The organism is Bacteroides intestinalis (genome assembly GCF_003464595.1).
Taxonomy (GTDB): domain Bacteria; phylum Bacteroidota; class Bacteroidia; order Bacteroidales; family Bacteroidaceae; genus Bacteroides; species Bacteroides intestinalis_A.
In genome coordinates this window covers 571,516-588,354 of the sequence record NZ_QRZF01000001.1, presented here as the reverse complement: position 1 = coordinate 588,354, position 16,839 = coordinate 571,516, and the positions used below count along the sequence as shown (strand labels likewise).

At 41.4% G+C, this 16,839-nt stretch carries 12 protein-coding genes and 1 pseudogene; 8 read left to right on the top strand and 5 right to left on the bottom strand.

Translation table 11 applies throughout. The annotated features are described in order from the left end of the window. Nucleotides 1-4 precede the first annotated feature (4 nt). The 3 genes from DWW10_RS02055 to DWW10_RS02045 all read right to left on the bottom strand — a co-directional run bounded on the left by DWW10_RS02055 (nt 5) and on the right by DWW10_RS02045 (nt 3,561). Complete coding sequence (locus DWW10_RS02055; RefSeq protein WP_022392281.1) at nt 5-1,312, bottom strand: hypothetical protein; 1,308 nt, start codon at nt 1,310-1,312, stop codon at nt 5-7. Nucleotides 1,313-1,326: 14 nt separating this feature from the next. Beyond that, complete coding sequence (locus DWW10_RS02050; protein WP_022392280.1) at nt 1,327-1,713, bottom strand: DUF3244 domain-containing protein; 387 nt, start codon at nt 1,711-1,713, stop codon at nt 1,327-1,329. A 156-nt stretch (nt 1,714-1,869) separates the two neighbouring features. Next, nucleotides 1,870-3,561, bottom strand: a complete 1,692-nt coding sequence (locus tag DWW10_RS02045; RefSeq protein WP_022392279.1) for a tetratricopeptide repeat protein — start codon at nt 3,559-3,561, stop codon at nt 1,870-1,872. A gap of 378 nt (nt 3,562-3,939) precedes the next feature. Here DWW10_RS02045 and DWW10_RS02040 point away from each other — a divergent pair. Continuing rightward, nucleotides 3,940-4,266 (top strand): annotated as a pseudogene (locus DWW10_RS02040) (transposase); the annotation flags it as partial. A 328-nt stretch (nt 4,267-4,594) separates the two neighbouring features. Here the strand turns inward: DWW10_RS02040 and DWW10_RS02035 are convergent. After that, complete coding sequence (locus tag DWW10_RS02035; RefSeq protein ID WP_022392277.1) at nt 4,595-5,458, bottom strand: head GIN domain-containing protein; 864 nt, start codon at nt 5,456-5,458, stop codon at nt 4,595-4,597. A gap of 295 nt (nt 5,459-5,753) precedes the next feature. Between DWW10_RS02035 and DWW10_RS02025 the strand changes: the two genes are divergently transcribed. Continuing rightward, nucleotides 5,754-6,458 (top strand): YgjP family zinc-dependent metalloprotease, encoded by a 705-nt coding sequence (locus tag DWW10_RS02025; protein WP_118420698.1) that lies wholly within the window; start codon nt 5,754-5,756, stop codon nt 6,456-6,458. 147 nt (nt 6,459-6,605) lie between these two features. Here the strand turns inward: DWW10_RS02025 and DWW10_RS02020 are convergent, their stop codons facing one another. Then, a complete protein-coding gene (locus DWW10_RS02020; RefSeq protein WP_022392274.1) occupies nt 6,606-7,004 on the bottom strand; it encodes a hypothetical protein in 399 nt (132 codons plus the stop codon). A gap of 124 nt (nt 7,005-7,128) precedes the next feature. Here DWW10_RS02020 and DWW10_RS02015 point away from each other — a divergent pair, with 124 nt between their 5' ends. The 6 genes from DWW10_RS02015 (at nt 7,129) to infB (ending at nt 16,711) form a co-directional block, all read left to right on the top strand. Next, a complete protein-coding gene (locus DWW10_RS02015; protein WP_022392273.1) occupies nt 7,129-7,953 on the top strand; it encodes an alpha/beta hydrolase in 825 nt (274 codons plus the stop codon). Nucleotides 7,954-7,983: 30 nt separating this feature from the next. Beyond that, nucleotides 7,984-9,177 (top strand): esterase, encoded by a 1,194-nt coding sequence (locus DWW10_RS02010; RefSeq protein WP_022392272.1) that lies wholly within the window; start codon nt 7,984-7,986, stop codon nt 9,175-9,177. Between the two features lie 11 nt (nt 9,178-9,188). Further along, complete coding sequence (locus DWW10_RS02005; RefSeq protein WP_022392271.1) at nt 9,189-11,522, top strand: glycoside hydrolase family 3 N-terminal domain-containing protein; 2,334 nt, start codon at nt 9,189-9,191, stop codon at nt 11,520-11,522. A 228-nt stretch (nt 11,523-11,750) separates the two neighbouring features. Further along, nucleotides 11,751-12,218: a ribosome assembly cofactor RimP gene (rimP, locus tag DWW10_RS02000; RefSeq protein WP_022392270.1), complete on the top strand. Its 468-nt coding sequence runs from the start codon at nt 11,751-11,753 to the stop codon at nt 12,216-12,218. Between the two features lie 4 nt (nt 12,219-12,222). Then, nucleotides 12,223-13,539 carry a transcription termination factor NusA gene (nusA, locus tag DWW10_RS01995; protein WP_022392269.1) on the top strand — a complete coding sequence of 439 codons (1,317 nt, stop codon included), beginning with the start codon at nt 12,223-12,225 and terminating at the stop codon, nt 13,537-13,539. A 67-nt stretch (nt 13,540-13,606) separates the two neighbouring features. Continuing rightward, nucleotides 13,607-16,711 carry a translation initiation factor IF-2 gene (gene infB / locus DWW10_RS01990; protein WP_022392268.1) on the top strand — a complete coding sequence of 1,035 codons (3,105 nt, stop codon included), beginning with the start codon at nt 13,607-13,609 and terminating at the stop codon, nt 16,709-16,711. Nucleotides 16,712-16,839: the final 128 nt, after the last annotated feature.

Here is a 16,839-nt window from a genome sequence, read left to right as displayed (position 1 = left end):
ATCCTTAAAGTTTCAGAGGGTTTGTTTTACTTACATTTTTGATGTTTGGATGGAAAATTCTTACTTCTTTGGTATCTAATTTAATCTCATGTATTGATGGCTCAATCTTTTCATCTACATAGAGAGTGCCTTTCCATATGCCCCTTAAATTAGTTTCTCGATAATCTTCCTCATTTTTAGGATTAGTATAATCGATTTTTGCTTCATATTCTACTTCTACATCGTAGATTTTGAGATGATATGTTACCTCATATTTGGTTCTAGCCGGTACAGTTATAGGCAAACTGATAGATAACGGATTGACAACTGTATAGGAAGGGCTATATGTAACAGTTGCATCAGTGTTTTGACTTGGAAGAAGATTTACTTCTCCGTTTATTACGCTTGGCCTTTTGAATTTTCGATTTAATCCATGTAGTAGAAAATTTACGCATTTATCCTCTATGTATTGTGAACGTTCTCTTACTGTTGATTCGAATGCCATAATTGTAAGATCATCTGAATAGGCTTCATTGGTATATGAGCTAACAATATCGTAATTGCCTTTAAAAGTAGCTTTAGCAGAATATTGATTTATATACTTAATTTCTCTAAGCGTAAAAGTATCGCATGGAGTTATAATAAACTCTTGGGTTTCTTTTTGTTGATATTTCCCATACCCGACAGGTGTGCTACTTAACCCTTTTGTTTCCCATACATAATTGAAAACATCCATCCAGTTTCCACTATCCCCCTGTCCTATCAGTGACTGACTCTCTATGACTAGATAACCTTGATTTTTAGTTGCACGATATATATCCCATGAAGCACCATATAAAGATCCTGTGCCGTCTGGTGACATAAATAGTATTTTATTATCCGGATTATCGGAACGTTGCCCTACGGCCAAAGGTTGATTCATGGCTGGTGTACCATAAATAAGATATGGTATTCCACTAACAGAAGGCAATATCTTTATATAAAATTGTTGGCGGTAGTTTCCTATATATTTAGCATGTACAGTTATAGGTTGGCTAACTCCGTTCATAGTTAATTGTGCACCACTATATGCTCTTGGCTCTATGGTAATTGGCATCTCTCGAATTGTATATAAAATATCTGATAAATTAGAGTCGTAATTAGCACGTGTATTACGTTTTTTTACAGAATCAGGATTAGGTATATATGGTATATAACTTGGTACGGTGTCAGGTAGAGCCCGCGTAATTAATACTTGGTTACCTAAATCCGTAAGTTCTTGTTCGCTTTCTGAGCAAGAATACATTCCTATAAGTATTATTGCAACGAATAGGGTAAAAATACTTTTTTTCATGATTATTTTTTTGATTAATGAATATTGTTCACAGTGAATTCTCCTACTATTTCCATGTCTTTATCCGAATAGATGAGTTCATATTGTCCTCCTTTAAACTCACTTAGGTCAATCGTATAGAGTGTATTAATCTTAGGTATTACAGTTTCGTGGTAGATGATATTTCCCTGATTGTCCTTAATTTGAAAGGTACTTGATTGACTTTCGTCATCTAGGAATTCCACTTTTATATACCTATTATCTTCAACAGAAGCATCGATAGGTATAAAGGATACTGACCTAGTTGTAGTATCCCAGATTTTTGAGTTTATAAACAGAATTCTTGAACTTGATAAAATAGCTGCATCCATGACATTGAATGAAACAGCTATTAGCAATAATGCAAAGACTAATTTTTTCATGTATCTATTGTAATTTGTTTGTTGCAAAATTACGAATAGATAATGAATCATAGTGCTGAACACACATTCAATACATATACATGACAGTGTTGATAATCAGTAGTATAGGCTGAAGTTTATACTCATGTTCCTTTTATCGGGGGATTACTGTCACATTTACATGAGTTTTAAAGCGATATATTCATAAAAAGGCATTTTAGCCGGAACCGTTATATTTAGCTTTTGTTTGAGTCTTAAACGCTTTGTACTGACAGAGGTCGGATTGATGTTAAGCAGTTTGGCTTCTGAAGTTATGTCGAAGCCAAACATACAGAAACAGCAATACTTCCATTCCTGGTCTGATAGCTCAGTACATGTATCTAATATGTAAGAATGCAGATTAGGATATATACTTGTTATTTCTTTCTCAATAAGACACCACTGTTTCTCCGTAATGAGAGATTTTTTTGTTCCCGGTATGTTTGGGCTAGCTAAATGTACCAAGTCTTTATATATAGGTGAATTTGAGATTAACTTGTTCTGTAGCTTTTTGTAGTTAGAGACTACAATGGTTATTTCTTCTTTCATCTTGTTATAGTTCTCGTTCTTCTCCTCAAGGGTAGACAACTTCTTTTGCTTCTCTTCCAAATCTATTGATAAATGTAGCAGCTTCATTTTTACATCATTTAGCTCAATCTGTTGTTTATGGATATTTGCTATAATCCTTTTTCTGTACCATAAATATACGATTAGCATTGCTAATATAGATAGGATGCAGAGTATGGAAATGATAATATATTTTTGTCTGCTGATGGTCAGGTCATTGATTTTTTCTCTGTGCCTAAGGTTATTATATTTCTTCTCTATATTTAGGATGTTCATTTGATTCTCTGCTCCTACAATTGAGTCCAATAGAATCAGGCATCTTTCCATATTGTCAAGTGCCAGATCATACTTTTTTTCTTTTTTGTGTATTAGATGATACAGATTATTGATGCTATATGCATATTCCGGATTTTCTTGTGGCAATGTTTGTAATATGTCTCTTGCTTTGGCTAAAGAATCAGTTTCAATATACATTTGAACTAAAGCTATATAGTTGGGCATTATGTTAGTACCATGCAATAATGCCTTATGATAATAAGGTTTAGCCTTATCATATTTTTGTTGTATGAGATAAATATTTCCGATACCATTTAAAATAGATGCTTTTATTGCTATGTTTTTAGACATATTGGCTATGGAGTCTGCCATAAACATTACCTTTAAAGCTTGAGATAATGAATCCATTCCAGCATATTCACGCCCTATATCCCTTAATGCGCACGCATAGCTATCAAAATTTTGAGCTAATCTGAAATGTTTCGCCCCTAGTTTATATTTGGTGCTAGCTTGTTCGAACATGCCTTTTTCTTCATATAAATCACCTATGTAGCAATTTATATAGCCGGTTAAATTTTCAAATGTATTTTTTTCTGCAATCTCCAAAGCTTTGGTATAGATTGTCATTGCTTGGTCATAGTCTCCGTCTTCTGCATATGAACGTCCAAGGTAAAGCAGTATTTGGGCTTGCTCTTCTGCATTGCCTTCTGATAAAAAACATTTGTAGGCACGTTCGAGGTGATAAGTAGGTAGAATCTGAGTATGAATTTTATCTGTTATTTTCCCTGACAGCATGCACCAGCGGGCAAATGATTTATTGTCAAGAGCTTCTGGGGAAGGTATGCTTTCCAATAGAGTTGAAGCACTATCGGGATTGATCTCGATTATCTTTTCTACTTCATCCAATAGCTTGCCCGAAGCGGGCTGCTGTTTACTGCATCCTACGAATACTAGTAAAGTGATGATTGCATACACTATATTTTTCATCTGTTTATTTGGTTTGGTTATATTAATTGTAATTTGTCATGTTATGCCATTAAATTACCAGATAATACTATGCTACATAATCTACATTGAAAATGTAATTAGTACTTTCAATAGTCTATTACAAAAGTATGGATATTCTTCAAGATGTGTTATTTACCTGTTCTACATTTAGCACTATTTAATGTGAACTCGGTATAAGTAAGTAATTAGGATTATAGCAATGATAGCGTTGGTTTCATAGGACTTAATTATAATATTTGAACGATTATCACTATGTTCTCAGAGTCTAAAATTACGGAAGTCTATTATATAGTCAATGATTTTTGCAAAGAATTTGCATTTCAATAGGGAAAATGTATGCCTAGAAATAAATAGAACAAAAGATGTGCTGACAAAGGGTATATCGGGCAAGAGTTATTTGAAAAACTTTTCCTTAATGGTATGCAGTTAATACCAAAAGTGAAAAATAACATGAAGAACTCACTGAAGAGTGTAGCTGACAAAATTCTAATGAGGAAACTAGTTCTGACTGAAATGGTTAATGATGAACTGAAGAATCTAACATAGACTGAACGTTTAAGCTATCGCTCTTTCAATAGCTTTATTACTAATGTGCTTTCTGCTATTACTGTTTATTGCTTCTTTGGTAAGAAATCAGCCATTGATATCAATTTTATAAAAGACGGACAACTTGCCTTATTTTGATTATATTGAACTTACGTTATTTTAGGCTCTATAAGGAACTGAGTGGGAATAAGCGATAAAGCTACCTATAAGTCGTTGGTCAACTCCTACCTAGTAGTCGGTGAATTCCCTGCTGTTTCATATCTTTAAATATAACAACCAAGTCATATTTGCAGAGTAATAAGTAGGGATATTGTATCTATCTGACTGATAAACAGAGTCAGCTTATAAGTTCAAAACAATTTCTAATAATCAATCTGTGATACAACGAAGGGCTTCCTCACGGAAACCCTTGCGTTTAGTGTGTTAGAAAAAACTTTTTTTCCTATAGTAGTTGTAAGAGAGAATTTTAAAGTTTGTACAAGCTCTTCTTCGGGTAATCCAATTCAGGATTGCCTTTGTAACCTACCTTACCGCTACCGCTGGTGCGTACTTTCAGGAATTCGGTAGCAAAGCATTTGATACTGCCCGAACCTGCTACACTGGCGGAAACGCGCTGGGCTTCATAACCTTCTGTAAGGAGGTCGCCCGAACCGGCTACACTGTAAGAAGCGGTTTGAGTAGTTCCGGTAATGGTAGCTGAACCTGATCCGGCAACGCTTGCTTCTGTGCCTGCGGCGGTTACATTCTTCAATATCATGTCACCCGATCCGGCTACAGAAACTTTCAGATTGTTGCAAGTGATGTTATTTGCATTGATATCACCTGAACCGGCTACAGATACCTTCATATCATTACATTTAATGCCACTGCCCTTGATGTCTCCCGAACCTGCAACATTGATTGTCAGGTTATCATCGGTTTGAAGTCCATTCTTCAGGAAAATATCTCCCGAACCAGCAACTGAGATACCATTCAGAGTTTCTGCAGATACGCGTACCTCCAGTTTTTTATAAGATACGTTGACATTCTTCTTGAAACCTATATATAAGGTGTTGTCTTTTACCTTGATATCCAGTAAGTCGATAATATTGTCTGAAGTATAGACTTCCACTTCAGGACGTCCCGATTTCTGGGTAAACGTAACATCCGGACTGCCGGCTACGCTGATTTTCTTGAAATTGTCTACCTTGATGTCCTTGGTTACGTAAGTATTGCTGGCTACTACTTTCTTATTGCTCCAGTTACCGGAACTGTAGTTCTTGCTTTGTGAACACGCTGTTGTACTGATGATTAAACAGATACATGTGATAAGACTTGCTAACTTTCTCATAACTTCTTTAGTTTTATAATTATTTATATATATTATTCCTGTTTACTTATTAGACGTAAGTTACTTAAAAAAGGTTGCATGTTTCTTTCTCTTTTTTAAAGAAACTTTTTAATGAACGTCCGGTCATGTTATATAAGTCAATATTCATGCCAAATCTATAAAGTGTTGATACATAGAATATATTCTTTTGAATCATGTGTTCATTTTCGGACACTTGTCCGTTTTTGGTTGCCCGATCACTTGTATATTCGGATGATATTTCGTTCATTTGTCCGTTTATTCATTGGGAGATTTTATTGTTTTGGAAAATGTATTGGAAGATAATGAACTTGGGCGTTTCCTTATAAAGGTGAATACCCGTGCCCGGCGCCTGACTTTCCGTACGCGGGAAGATGCCGTCTATGTAACCGTTCCGCCCGGAACTACGATGAAAGAGGTGAAGAATGCAATAGAACAGTTGCGTCCTCGTTTGCGGATAGCCCGTAAAAAGCATATCCGTCCTTTGATAGACTTGAACTTCCGGATAGATACGGAGTTCTTCAAGCTAAGCCTTGTAGGCGGACAGCGTGAACGTTTTCTTTCGCGTTCCGAACTGGGCGAGATGCAGATCATTTGTCCTCCGGGAGCTGATTTCTCGGATGAAGGATTACAGACATGGTTGCGTAAAGTCATTGAAGAAGCCTTGCGGCGTAATGCGAAGATTATTCTTCCACCCCGTCTGTATATGCTTTCGCAAAAGCATAACTTGCCTTATCAAAGTGTAAAAATCAATTCCAGCAGTGGACGTTGGGGCAGCTGCTCGGCACGGCGTAACATAAATCTTTCTTTCTATCTGGTCTTGCTTCCGAAGCATCTGATAGACTATGTGCTCTTACATGAATTGTCTCATACCCGCGAAATGAACCATGGAGAGCGTTTCTGGGCACTTCTCGACGAACTGACGGAAGGAAAAGCCCAGGCATTGCGGAAAGAATTGAAGCAATACCGTACAGAAATATAAGAATCGTTTAAATTCCCTTCTTTCTCCTTACCTTCTCCCTACCTACTCCTTACCTACTCCCTACCTTCTCCTTGCTATAGGACAGGGAGAAGGTGGGGAGTGGATGAGAGGTAAATCAGATTCAGATATGAAGAAGGTATGGTTTACCTATTTCTGTGACAACTGTTTTACTTCTTCGTTTTCTTTCTCAAAACGATAGGTTCCTCCTCTTTCGCTTAGTTCGAACAGGGAAAGTTTTTCGGTTTTATTATCCACAATAAACAGTGCGCTCTGTTCTGCAAAACGTTTCACATCAATGCTGAATGGCTCTTCTGTTATTTTTTTATTTACCAGTACGCTGTCATTAATCATTAGCGATAAGGAATCTCCTACAAATCCTTTCGTTAATGTAATGGTATATGTTTCAATGAAATTCCGGTCTTCATCTTTTTTTTTATCCAGACGCAGACTCATGTAAACGAAGATGACGACTACGAAAATAACAGCAAAAGCCAGGATGCCATTGCCTACCATAAACTGTTTGTTAGTATTCAGATGGTGTGCCATAAAGTTTGAAGTTTTAAGAAAGGTGCAAATGTAACGAATAGATGCTATATTTCAGTACCTGAAGAGTAACTTTCTGGGATAAATTGCCTAATATTGCAGTTGCAAAACTTTAAATGAAGATGCCATGAAAAGGAAAGTGACTCTCCTGTTGCTATTATTCTGTATATTTACCCTGCATGCACAAGGAGTGTATAAAACGGATAAAGACCTTTCTTATGTTTCCGGTGAGGAAACTGATGCCTATCGAAAAGAACGTTGTAAACTGGATGTCTACTATCCGGTGGACAAAAAAGATTTCCCTACCATTGTATGGTTTCATGGTGGTGGACTGGAAGGTGGCGGTAAGCATATTCCACAGGAATTGATGAATAGAGGCTTTGCTGTAGTAGCGGTGAATTATCGCTTGAGCCCCAAAGCCCAAAATCCTGCTTATATTGAAGATGCTGCCGCGGCTGTGGCGTGGACATTCAGCCATATAGAAGAATTCGGTGGTAGTAAAGATAAGATATTTATTTCCGGTCATTCGGCAGGAGGTTATCTTTCATTAATGCTGGCTATGGATAAAAAGTATATGGAAGCTTATGGTGCGGATGCCGATAAAGTAGCCGCTTATCTTCCTGTTAGCGGGCAGACCGTAACCCATTTCACTATTCGCAAAGAACGGGGATTGCCGAATGGCATTCCTGTTATTGATGAGTATGCCCCTGTGAACCGTGTACGCAAAGATACCCCTCCCGTAATACTGATTACCGGTGACCGTAACCTGGAAATGGCAGATCGTTGGGAAGAAAATGCATTGCTTGCTTCGGTACTAAAGAATATCGGAAACAAGAAGTCTGCTTTGTACGAACTACAGGGCTTCAATCACGGCACAGTGCTCGAACCAGCTTGTTTCCTGATTATAAACTATATCCGTGACTACTGTCGAAGCATGGCGGACCAGAAATAAGCAAGATAATACCTCTAAACATATTTTATAATGAAAAGATTAACGACTTTGTTAACTGCCTTTTTGTTGTGCACCATTACTTTTGCACAGCAAGCTCTCTGGGGGAATATCCCGGTTGTTTCTCCCGAAATTCATGATAATAATACCGTTACTTTCCGCCTGCAAGCACCTAAAGCGGTGAAAGTACAAGTTACAGGCGATTTCCTTCCTAAGCAAAAGATAAAAACGGCGAATGGGGAGTTTGAAATCCTCGGGATTGCCGAACTTACGGAGGGGAAAACAGGAGTATGGGAATATACAACTCCCGAACCTTTACAGCCGGAGCTTTATAGTTACTCTTTCATAGTAGATGGTTTGCGGATGAATGATCCTGCTAACATCTATCTGATTCGTGATGTAGCTACCTTGACCAATGTATTTATCATTGGCGGTGATCGCGCCGATCTTTATAAAGTGAACTCGATACCCCACGGAACCGTATCCCGGACATGGTACAATAGTCCGACGCTTGGCATGGAACGCCGTATGACGGTTTATACTCCTGCCGGTTATGAAACCAGCGGAAAACGTTATCCGGTGCTCTACCTCCTTCACGGAATGGGTGGTGACGAAGAAGCATGGATTTCACTTGGCCGTACTGCGCAGATTCTGGATAATCTGATTGCACAAGGCAAGGCAAAACCTATGATTGTAGTCATGCCGAATGGGAATGCTTCACAGGAAGCTGCTCCGGGTGAGACTTCACGTGGATTGCTGCCTCCCACTACGCAGTTGCCCAAGACCATGGAGGGCTCTTACGAACAGGCGTTTCCCGACATCGTGAAGTTTGTAGATAAAAACTATCGTACGATTAAGAGTAAGTCCGGTCGTGCCATTGCCGGCTTGTCTATGGGTGGTTTCCACTCTATGCACATTTCCAAGCAATACCCCGATATGTTCAACTATGTCGGTCTGTTTTCTGCTGCCATTATGCCTAATAAGGATGTATCTTCACCGATTTATGAAGATATTGAAGGTAAATTGAAGGTACAGTTTGCTAAGAATCCCGCCCTTTACTGGATTGCCATCGGCAAAACGGATTTCCTTTATAAAGCCAATGTGGATTACCGTAAACTGCTGGATGAAAACGGATATAAATATACTTATTATGAGACGGATGAAGGACATATCTGGAAGAACTGGCGTATTTATCTGACGGAATTTGTCCCGATGTTATTTAAATAAAAAACAAAACCATGAGTAGAAAATTGATCTTATCTGTAGCCCTCTCCGGGCTAGTGTCAACTGCTATGGCGCAAACCACGGTAGCGCCCGCTATTCCAAGAGACGAAAATATTGAGAAAAAGGTGGAGGCACTGCTCGAGAAGATGACCCTCGAAGAGAAGATTGGCCAAATGACGGAACTTACCATTGACGTCATTACCAAACGTGATAATCCGACTAAAGAGTTCCAGATAGATGATGCATTGCTGGATACTGTTATCGGCAAGTATAAAGTAGGCTCTATCCTGAATGTTCCCCAGGGTATTGCCCAATCCAAAGAGAAATGGGAGGAAATTATTAAGAAGATACAGGATAAATCCATGAAGACTATGGGTATCCCTTGTATTTATGGAGTAGACCAGATACATGGAACCACCTATACGTTGGGCGGTACTTTCTTCCCCCAAGGTATCAATATGGCGGCTACATTCAACCGGGAACTGGTTCGTGAAGGGGCCCGCATTTCCGCTTACGAAACTAAAGCCGGTAGTATTCCCTGGACATATGCTCCCGTGCTCGACCTGGCTCGCGATGCCCGCTGGCCCCGTCATTGGGAAAATTATGGCGAGGATTGCTATGTGAATGCAGAGATGGGACGCGAAGCTGTCCTCGGTTTCCAGGGCAGTGATCCTAATAATATAGGAAAGCAACAGGTAGCAGCTTGTATCAAGCATTATATGGGATATGGTGTTCCGGTATCGGGCAAAGATCGTACACCTTCGTCCATCACTGTGCAAGACATGCGCGAGAAGCATTTTGCTCCGTTCCTCGAAGGTATCAAGGCGGGTGCTTTGTCTGTCATGGTGAACTCTGCCATGAATAATGGACTTCCTTTCCATGCCAACTATGAGCTGTTGACGCAGTGGCTGAAAGAAGACTTGAACTGGGACGGTATGATTGTAACTGACTGGGCGGATATCAACAACCTCTATACCCGCGATAAGATTGTCGGAAGCAAGAAAGAAGCAATTAAAGTGGCTATTAATGCTGGTATCGATATGTCTATGGTTCCTTATGAATGGAGTTTCTGTATCTATCTGAAAGAACTGGTGGAAGAAGGTGAAGTTCCCATGAGCCGTATTGATGATGCTGTGCGTCGTGTGCTGCGTATGAAATATCGCTTGGGCTTGTTCGATACACCTGCTTACAGGCATCAGGATTTTCCATTGTTCGGCGGAAAGGAACATGCAACTGCTGCTTTGCGGGCTGCCGAAGAGTCTGTGGTATTGCTGAAAAATACAGAGGGTATCTTGCCATTGGTTTCCGGTAAGAAAATACTGCTGACAGGACCTAATGTGAACTCTATGCGTACGCTCAATGGCGGCTGGTCCTACACTTGGCAAGGTGATAGAGCTGATGAATGTGCTACTGATTACAATACTATTCTTGAATCGTTTACTAACAAGTTCGGTACTTCCAATATCATTTACGAACCGGGTGTCACTTACAAAAAAGGGGGTGCTTGGTGGGAAGAAAATACCCCTGAAATAAATAAGGCTGTAGCAGCAGCGGCTAATGCCGATTATATCGTTGCCTGTATCGGTGAGAACTCCTATTGTGAAACTCCGGGTAACCTGTCGAATCTTTTCCTTTCCAAGAACCAGCTTGACCTGGTGAAAGCATTGGCTACGACCGGAAAGCCGATTATCCTTGTGCTGAATGAAGGCCGTCCACGCATTATCAACGAAATAGAGCCATTAGCAAAATCCGTTATCAACGCTATGCTTCCGGGTAACTATGGTGGTGACGCTTTGGCAAACCTCGTGGCAGGTGATGCTAATTTCAGCGGAAAGATGCCTTATACCTATCCGAAAGAAATCAACTCGTTATTCACTTATGACTACAAGCCATGTGAGGACCTTGAAAAGATGCAGGGTGCTTATGATTATGATGCTGTGATGTCCGTACAGTGGGCTTTCGGTTACGGATTGAGTTATACTACCTATGCTTATAGCAACCTTAAAGTAGATAAGTCCAACTTTACAGCCGATGATATACTTACTTTTACGGTTGACGTAAAGAATACAGGTAACCGTATTGGCAAAGAAAGTGTCCTGCTATTCAGCAGTGACCTGATAGCTTCGTTGACTCCTGATGTTCGCCGCCTACGTGCTTTTGAAAAAGTGGAACTGAGACCGGGTGAAGTTAAGACCGTAACGCTGAAAGTAAAAGGTTCCGATCTCGCATTTGTAGGTTATGACGGTAAATGGATTCTGGAAAAAGGTGATTTCCGCATCCAGACAGGTAACCAGACGTTAAATATCAGTTGTACGGATACAAAGAAGTGGGATACTCCGAATAAATAGAAGACTATATTGTATGGTTTTGAGGGAAAGTTGATAAGGGGACGAGTTGTCCCCTTGTCAACTACCTTTCTTTTCAGAAATGAAATAATTACGTCAACTAACCGTTAAAACATTCTTTTTTTCTCTAATATTTTGTAGTCGAATAGATTATTTATATCTTTGCAGCCGCAATGGATGAAAGGTGGAGGGGCAATTAAGCTCCTTTTTTTGTTCTTATATAGTTAATCAATGATAGAAAAGAAAACTGTTTGTCAAATTGTTGACGAGTGGCTGGAGGGAAAAGAGTACTTTCTGGTGGAAGTAACTATCAGCCCGGACGACAAGATTGTGGTGGAAATTGACCACAAAGAAGGGGTTTGGATTGAAGATTGTGTGGAGTTGAGCCGATACATCGAATCCAAGTTGAACCGTGAGGATGAAGATTATGAGTTGGAGGTAGGTTCTGCCGGTATCGGACAGCCATTTAAAGTGTTGCAACAGTACATCAACCACATTGAAAAGGAAGTGGAAGTACTGAGAAAAGACGGACGTAAGTTGTGTGGCGTGCTAAAAGCAGCCGATGAACAGCATTTCACGGTAACCGTAGAAAAGAAGGTAAAGCCCGAAGGCGCTAAACGCCCCACATTGGTGGAAGAGGACGAAACCCTTGCGTATGATGAAATAAAATATACTAAATACTTAATCAGTTTTAAATAAGACTATGGCCAAAAAAGTAGAAACTGTCAGTTTGATAGATACATTTTCGGAATTTAAGGAACTGAAAAATATCGATAGAACCACCATGGTGAGCGTACTCGAAGAGTCGTTCCGTAGTGTGATTGCGAAGATGTTCGGCACCGATGAAAATTACGACGTTATCGTGAACCCGGACAAGGGGGACTTCGAAATATGGCGTAACCGTGAAGTGGTGGCGGATGAAGACTTGGAAAATCCGAACTTGCAGATCGCATTATCGGAAGCACAGAAGATTGATGCTTCTTATGAAGTAGGCGAGGAAGTGACGGATGAGGTAATCTTTGCAAACTTTGGACGCCGTGCTATCCTGAACCTTCGCCAGACATTGGCTTCTAAGATTCTGGAACTGGAAAAAGACAGTATCTATAATAAATATATTGATAAGGTGGGCAACATCATCAATGCAGAAGTATACCAGATATGGAAGAAAGAAATGCTGCTGCTGGATGATGAAGGTAACGAGTTGTTGCTGCCTAAGACGGAACAGATTCCGAGCGATTTTTATCGCAAAGGAGAAACGGCACGTGCCGTTGTAGCCCGTGTGGACAACAAGAATAACAACCCGAAGATCATCCTTTCGCGTACGTCGCCGGTATTCCTGCAACGTTTGTTCGAAATGGAAGTGCCCGAAATCAATGATGGACTGATTACCATCAAGAAGATTGCCCGTATCCCTGGTGAACGCGCCAAGATTGCCGTTGAGTCATACGATGACCGTATTGACCCGGTAGGTGCCTGTGTAGGTGTGAAGGGTAGCCGTATTCATGGTATCGTTCGTGAGTTACGCAACGAGAATATTGACGTAATCAATTACACATCCAATATTCAGTTGTTTATTCAGCGTGCTCTCAGTCCTGCGAAGATTTCTTCTATTCGTTTGAATGAAGAAGAACGTAAGGCGGAAGTCTTCCTGAGACCGGAAGAAGTATCGCTGGCTATTGGTAAAGGCGGTTTGAATATCAAACTTGCCAGTATGTTGACTGAGTACACTATTGACGTATTCCGTGAGTTGGATCAGGCTGTTGAAGATGAAGACATCTACTTGGATGAGTTCAGGGATGAAATCGACGGTTGGGTGATTGATGCCATCAAAGCGATTGGTATCGATACTGCAAAAGCCGTGCTGAACGCTCCGCGTGAGATGTTGATTGAGAAGACCGACCTGGAAGAAGAAACAGTGGACGAAGTATTGCACATTTTAAGTTCGGAGTTTGAGGAGAGCGAAGGCGAGCCTGAGTTTGAGGCTGAAGCTGAGCCTGAATCTGAAACAGAGACAGAATAAGTGTCTGCTGACATTGGTTTCTGTTTGCACTAACTTCTTTCTCCACATTATTCATTAATTTTTTAGTATGACGATTAGGTTAAATAAAGTAACAAGAGATTTGAATGTAGGAATATCGACGGTAGTTGAGTTCTTGCAGAAGAAAGGCTTTGCCGTTGAGGCAAACCCCAACACAAAGATTAACGAGGAGCAATACGCCTTGCTCGTGAAAGAGTTCAGTACAGATAAGAATCTTAGACTTGAATCGGAACGTTTTATTCAGGAACGACAGAATAAAGACCGTAACAAAGCATCGGTATCCATCGATGGTTACGAAACTGAAACTGCGGATAAACCGAAAGTGGAAGAAATTAAGACTGTTGTCCCCGAAGATGCACGTCCGAAGTTTAAACCTGTCGGAAAAATTGATTTGGATAAGCTGAACCGGAAACCGGTAGTAGAGAAAGTGGAAGAAAAGAAAGTAGAAGAACCCGTATCTGTGGTAAAGGAAGAACCGAAACCGCAGCCTAAGCCGGAAATTAAACCGGAGCCGAAGCCCGAACCCAAACCAGAGCCCAGGCCTGAACCAAAGCCGGAACCCAAACCGGAACCGAAGCCTGAGCCCAAGCCCGAACCGGCTCCTGTGGTGAAGGAAACACCGAAACCGGAAGTTGTAGAGAAACCCGCTCCCGCTCCGGTAGTGGCAAAAGAAGAAGTGAAAAAGGAAACGCCTGCCCCCGTAGCACCTGCTGCTAAGGAAGTAGTGAAACCTGTAGTTGCAGAAGAAGCACCAGCAAAGGAGGGAGATGAAATCTTCACCATCCATAAGCCGGAGTTTGTTTCCAAGATCAATATCATCGGTCAGATCGACCTGGCTACGTTGAACCAGTCTACACGCCCCAAGAAGAAGACCAAAGAAGAGAAACGGAAGGAGCGCGAAGAGAAGGAGAAAATCCGTCAGGATCAGAAGAAGCAGATGAAAGAGGCGATTATCAAAGAAATTCGCCGCGAAGACAACAAAGCGAAGGATGGTAAGGAGAAAGATACCGATGCCAATGCCAACAAGAAGAAACGTCTTCGTATTAATAATAATAAGGAGAAGGTTGACATTAACAATGCATCCAACTTCCAGCGTGGAAATGACAATCGTGGTGGTGGAGGCAAAGGCCCTCATGCCGGCGGCGGTCAGCAAGGTGCCGGTGGTGGTAACAATCACCAGGGTGGCAACAAGAACAACAATCGTAACAACAATAACAAGGATCGCTTCAAGAAACCGATCATCAAGCAGGAGGTTAGTGAGGAAGATGTAGCTAAGCAGGTAAAGGAAACTTTGGCACGACTCACTTCCAAAGGCAAGAGCAAGACTTCCAAATATCGTAAGGACAAGCGCGATATGGCGAACAGCCGTATGCAGGAACAGGAAGACCGCGAAATGGCGGACAGCAAAGTACTGAAGATAACGGAATTTGTGACTGCCAACGAATTGGCAAGCATGATGGATGTTTCCGTAACTCAGGTTATTGCTACTTGTATGAGTATCGGCATCATGGTGTCTATCAATCAGCGTCTGGATGCTGAAACCATTAATCTGGTGGCAGAAGAATTCGGATACAAGACTGAATATGTCAGTGCGGAAGTGGCACAGGCCATTGTAGAGGAAGAAGATTCTGAAGAGGACTTGGAACCGCGCGCACCGATTGTTACCGTTATGGGTCACGTAGACCACGGTAAGACATCATTGCTCGACTATATCCGTAAGGCGAACGTTATTGCCGGTGAAGCCGGTGGTATCACGCAGCACATCGGTGCTTACAACGTGAAACTGGAAGATGGACGCGAGATTACGTTCCTCGATACTCCGGGTCACGAAGCATTTACCGCTATGCGTGCCCGTGGTGCAAAGGTGACGGACGTGGTTATCATTATTGTTGCTGCCGATGATAATGTGATGCCGCAGACGAAGGAAGCTATCAACCATGCTATGGCTGCTGGTGTACCTATCGTATTTGCTATTAACAAGATTGATAAACCGACTGCCAATGCAGATAAGATTAAAGAAGAGCTGGCAGCTATGAATTACCTCGTTGAAGAATGGGGCGGTAAGTATCAGTCACAAGATATTTCAGCAAAGAAAGGCTTAGGTGTAAACGATTTGTTGGAGAAGGTATTGCTGGAAGCAGAAATGCTTGATTTGAAAGCAAACCCGAACCGCAAAGCTACAGGTTCCATCATTGAGTCTTCATTGGATAAAGGACGTGGTTATGTAGCTACTATGCTGGTATCGAACGGTACATTGCACGTAGGTGACATCATATTGGCAGGTACAGCGTATGGTAAGGTAAAAGCTATGTTCAACGAACGTAACCAGCGCCTGAAAGAGGCCGGGCCATCTGAGCCGGTATTGATTCTGGGATTAAATGGTGCACCTGCTGCAGGTGATACATTCCACGTAATCGATACGGAACAGGAAGCTCGTGAAATCGCTAACAAGCGTGAACAGTTGCAACGTGAACAGGGCCTGCGTACTCAGAAGATGCTTACTTTGGATGAAGTTGGCCGCCGTTTGGCATTGGGTGACTTCCACGAACTGAATATTATCGTTAAGGGTGACGTGGATGGTTCTGTTGAGGCATTGAGCGACTCACTGATCAAGTTGTCTACCGAACAGGTACAGGTGAATGTAATCCACAAGGGTGTTGGAGCTATCTCCGAGTCCGATGTTTCACTGGCTGCCGCTTCGGATGCCATTATCATCGGTTTCCAGGTACGTCCGTCGAATGCCGCTGCAAAGATGGCTGAGAACGAAGGTGTGGATATCCGCAAGTACTCAGTGATCTACGACGCTATCGAAGAGGTGAAGGCCGCTATGGAAGGTATGTTGGCACCGGAAGTGAAGGAGCAGGTAACTGCAACTATCGAGGTTCGCGAGGTGTTCAATATTACCAAGGTAGGTCTTGTAGCCGGTGCGTTAGTGAAGACCGGAAAGGTGAAACGCAGCGATAAGGCTCGTTTGATCCGCGACGGCATCGTAATCTTTACCGGTTCTATCAATGCTTTGAAACGTTTCAAGGACGATGTGAAGGAAGTAGGTACCAACTTCGAGTGCGGTATCAGCCTGACGAACTGCAACGATATCAAGGTAGGCGATATTATCGAATCTTACGAAGAAATAGAAGTAAAACAAACATTATAATGTGATAGTGTGGTGGAGTGATAATGTGATGAAGTTATAATGTTATATGTGCCAATGTGCCAATTGCCCTGCGGCATCCTTCGTACGCAGTCAATTGGCACATTGTTGTATAACCCCCTGTATCGCTT

Bases quoted from the DNA above. Each gene is read 5' to 3' on its own strand.
- nusA (WP_022392269.1), top strand. From the start codon at position 12,223: ATGGCCAAAAAAGTAGAAACTGTCAGTTTGATAGATACATTTTCGGAA.
- DWW10_RS02020 (WP_022392274.1), bottom strand. From the start codon at position 7,004: ATGGCACACCATCTGAATACTAACAAACAGTTTATGGTAGGCAATGGC.
- DWW10_RS02005 (WP_022392271.1), top strand. From the start codon at position 9,189: ATGAGTAGAAAATTGATCTTATCTGTAGCCCTCTCCGGGCTAGTGTCA.
- infB (WP_022392268.1), top strand. From the start codon at position 13,607: ATGACGATTAGGTTAAATAAAGTAACAAGAGATTTGAATGTAGGAATA.
- DWW10_RS02015 (WP_022392273.1), top strand. From the start codon at position 7,129: ATGAAAAGGAAAGTGACTCTCCTGTTGCTATTATTCTGTATATTTACC.
- DWW10_RS02045 (WP_022392279.1), bottom strand. From the start codon at position 3,561: ATGAAAAATATAGTGTATGCAATCATCACTTTACTAGTATTCGTAGGA.
- rimP (WP_022392270.1), top strand. From the start codon at position 11,751: ATGATAGAAAAGAAAACTGTTTGTCAAATTGTTGACGAGTGGCTGGAG.
- DWW10_RS02055 (WP_022392281.1), bottom strand. From the start codon at position 1,312: ATGAAAAAAAGTATTTTTACCCTATTCGTTGCAATAATACTTATAGGA.
- DWW10_RS02010 (WP_022392272.1), top strand. From the start codon at position 7,984: ATGAAAAGATTAACGACTTTGTTAACTGCCTTTTTGTTGTGCACCATT.
- DWW10_RS02050 (WP_022392280.1), bottom strand. From the start codon at position 1,713: ATGAAAAAATTAGTCTTTGCATTATTGCTAATAGCTGTTTCATTCAAT.
- DWW10_RS02035 (WP_022392277.1), bottom strand. From the start codon at position 5,458: ATGAGAAAGTTAGCAAGTCTTATCACATGTATCTGTTTAATCATCAGT.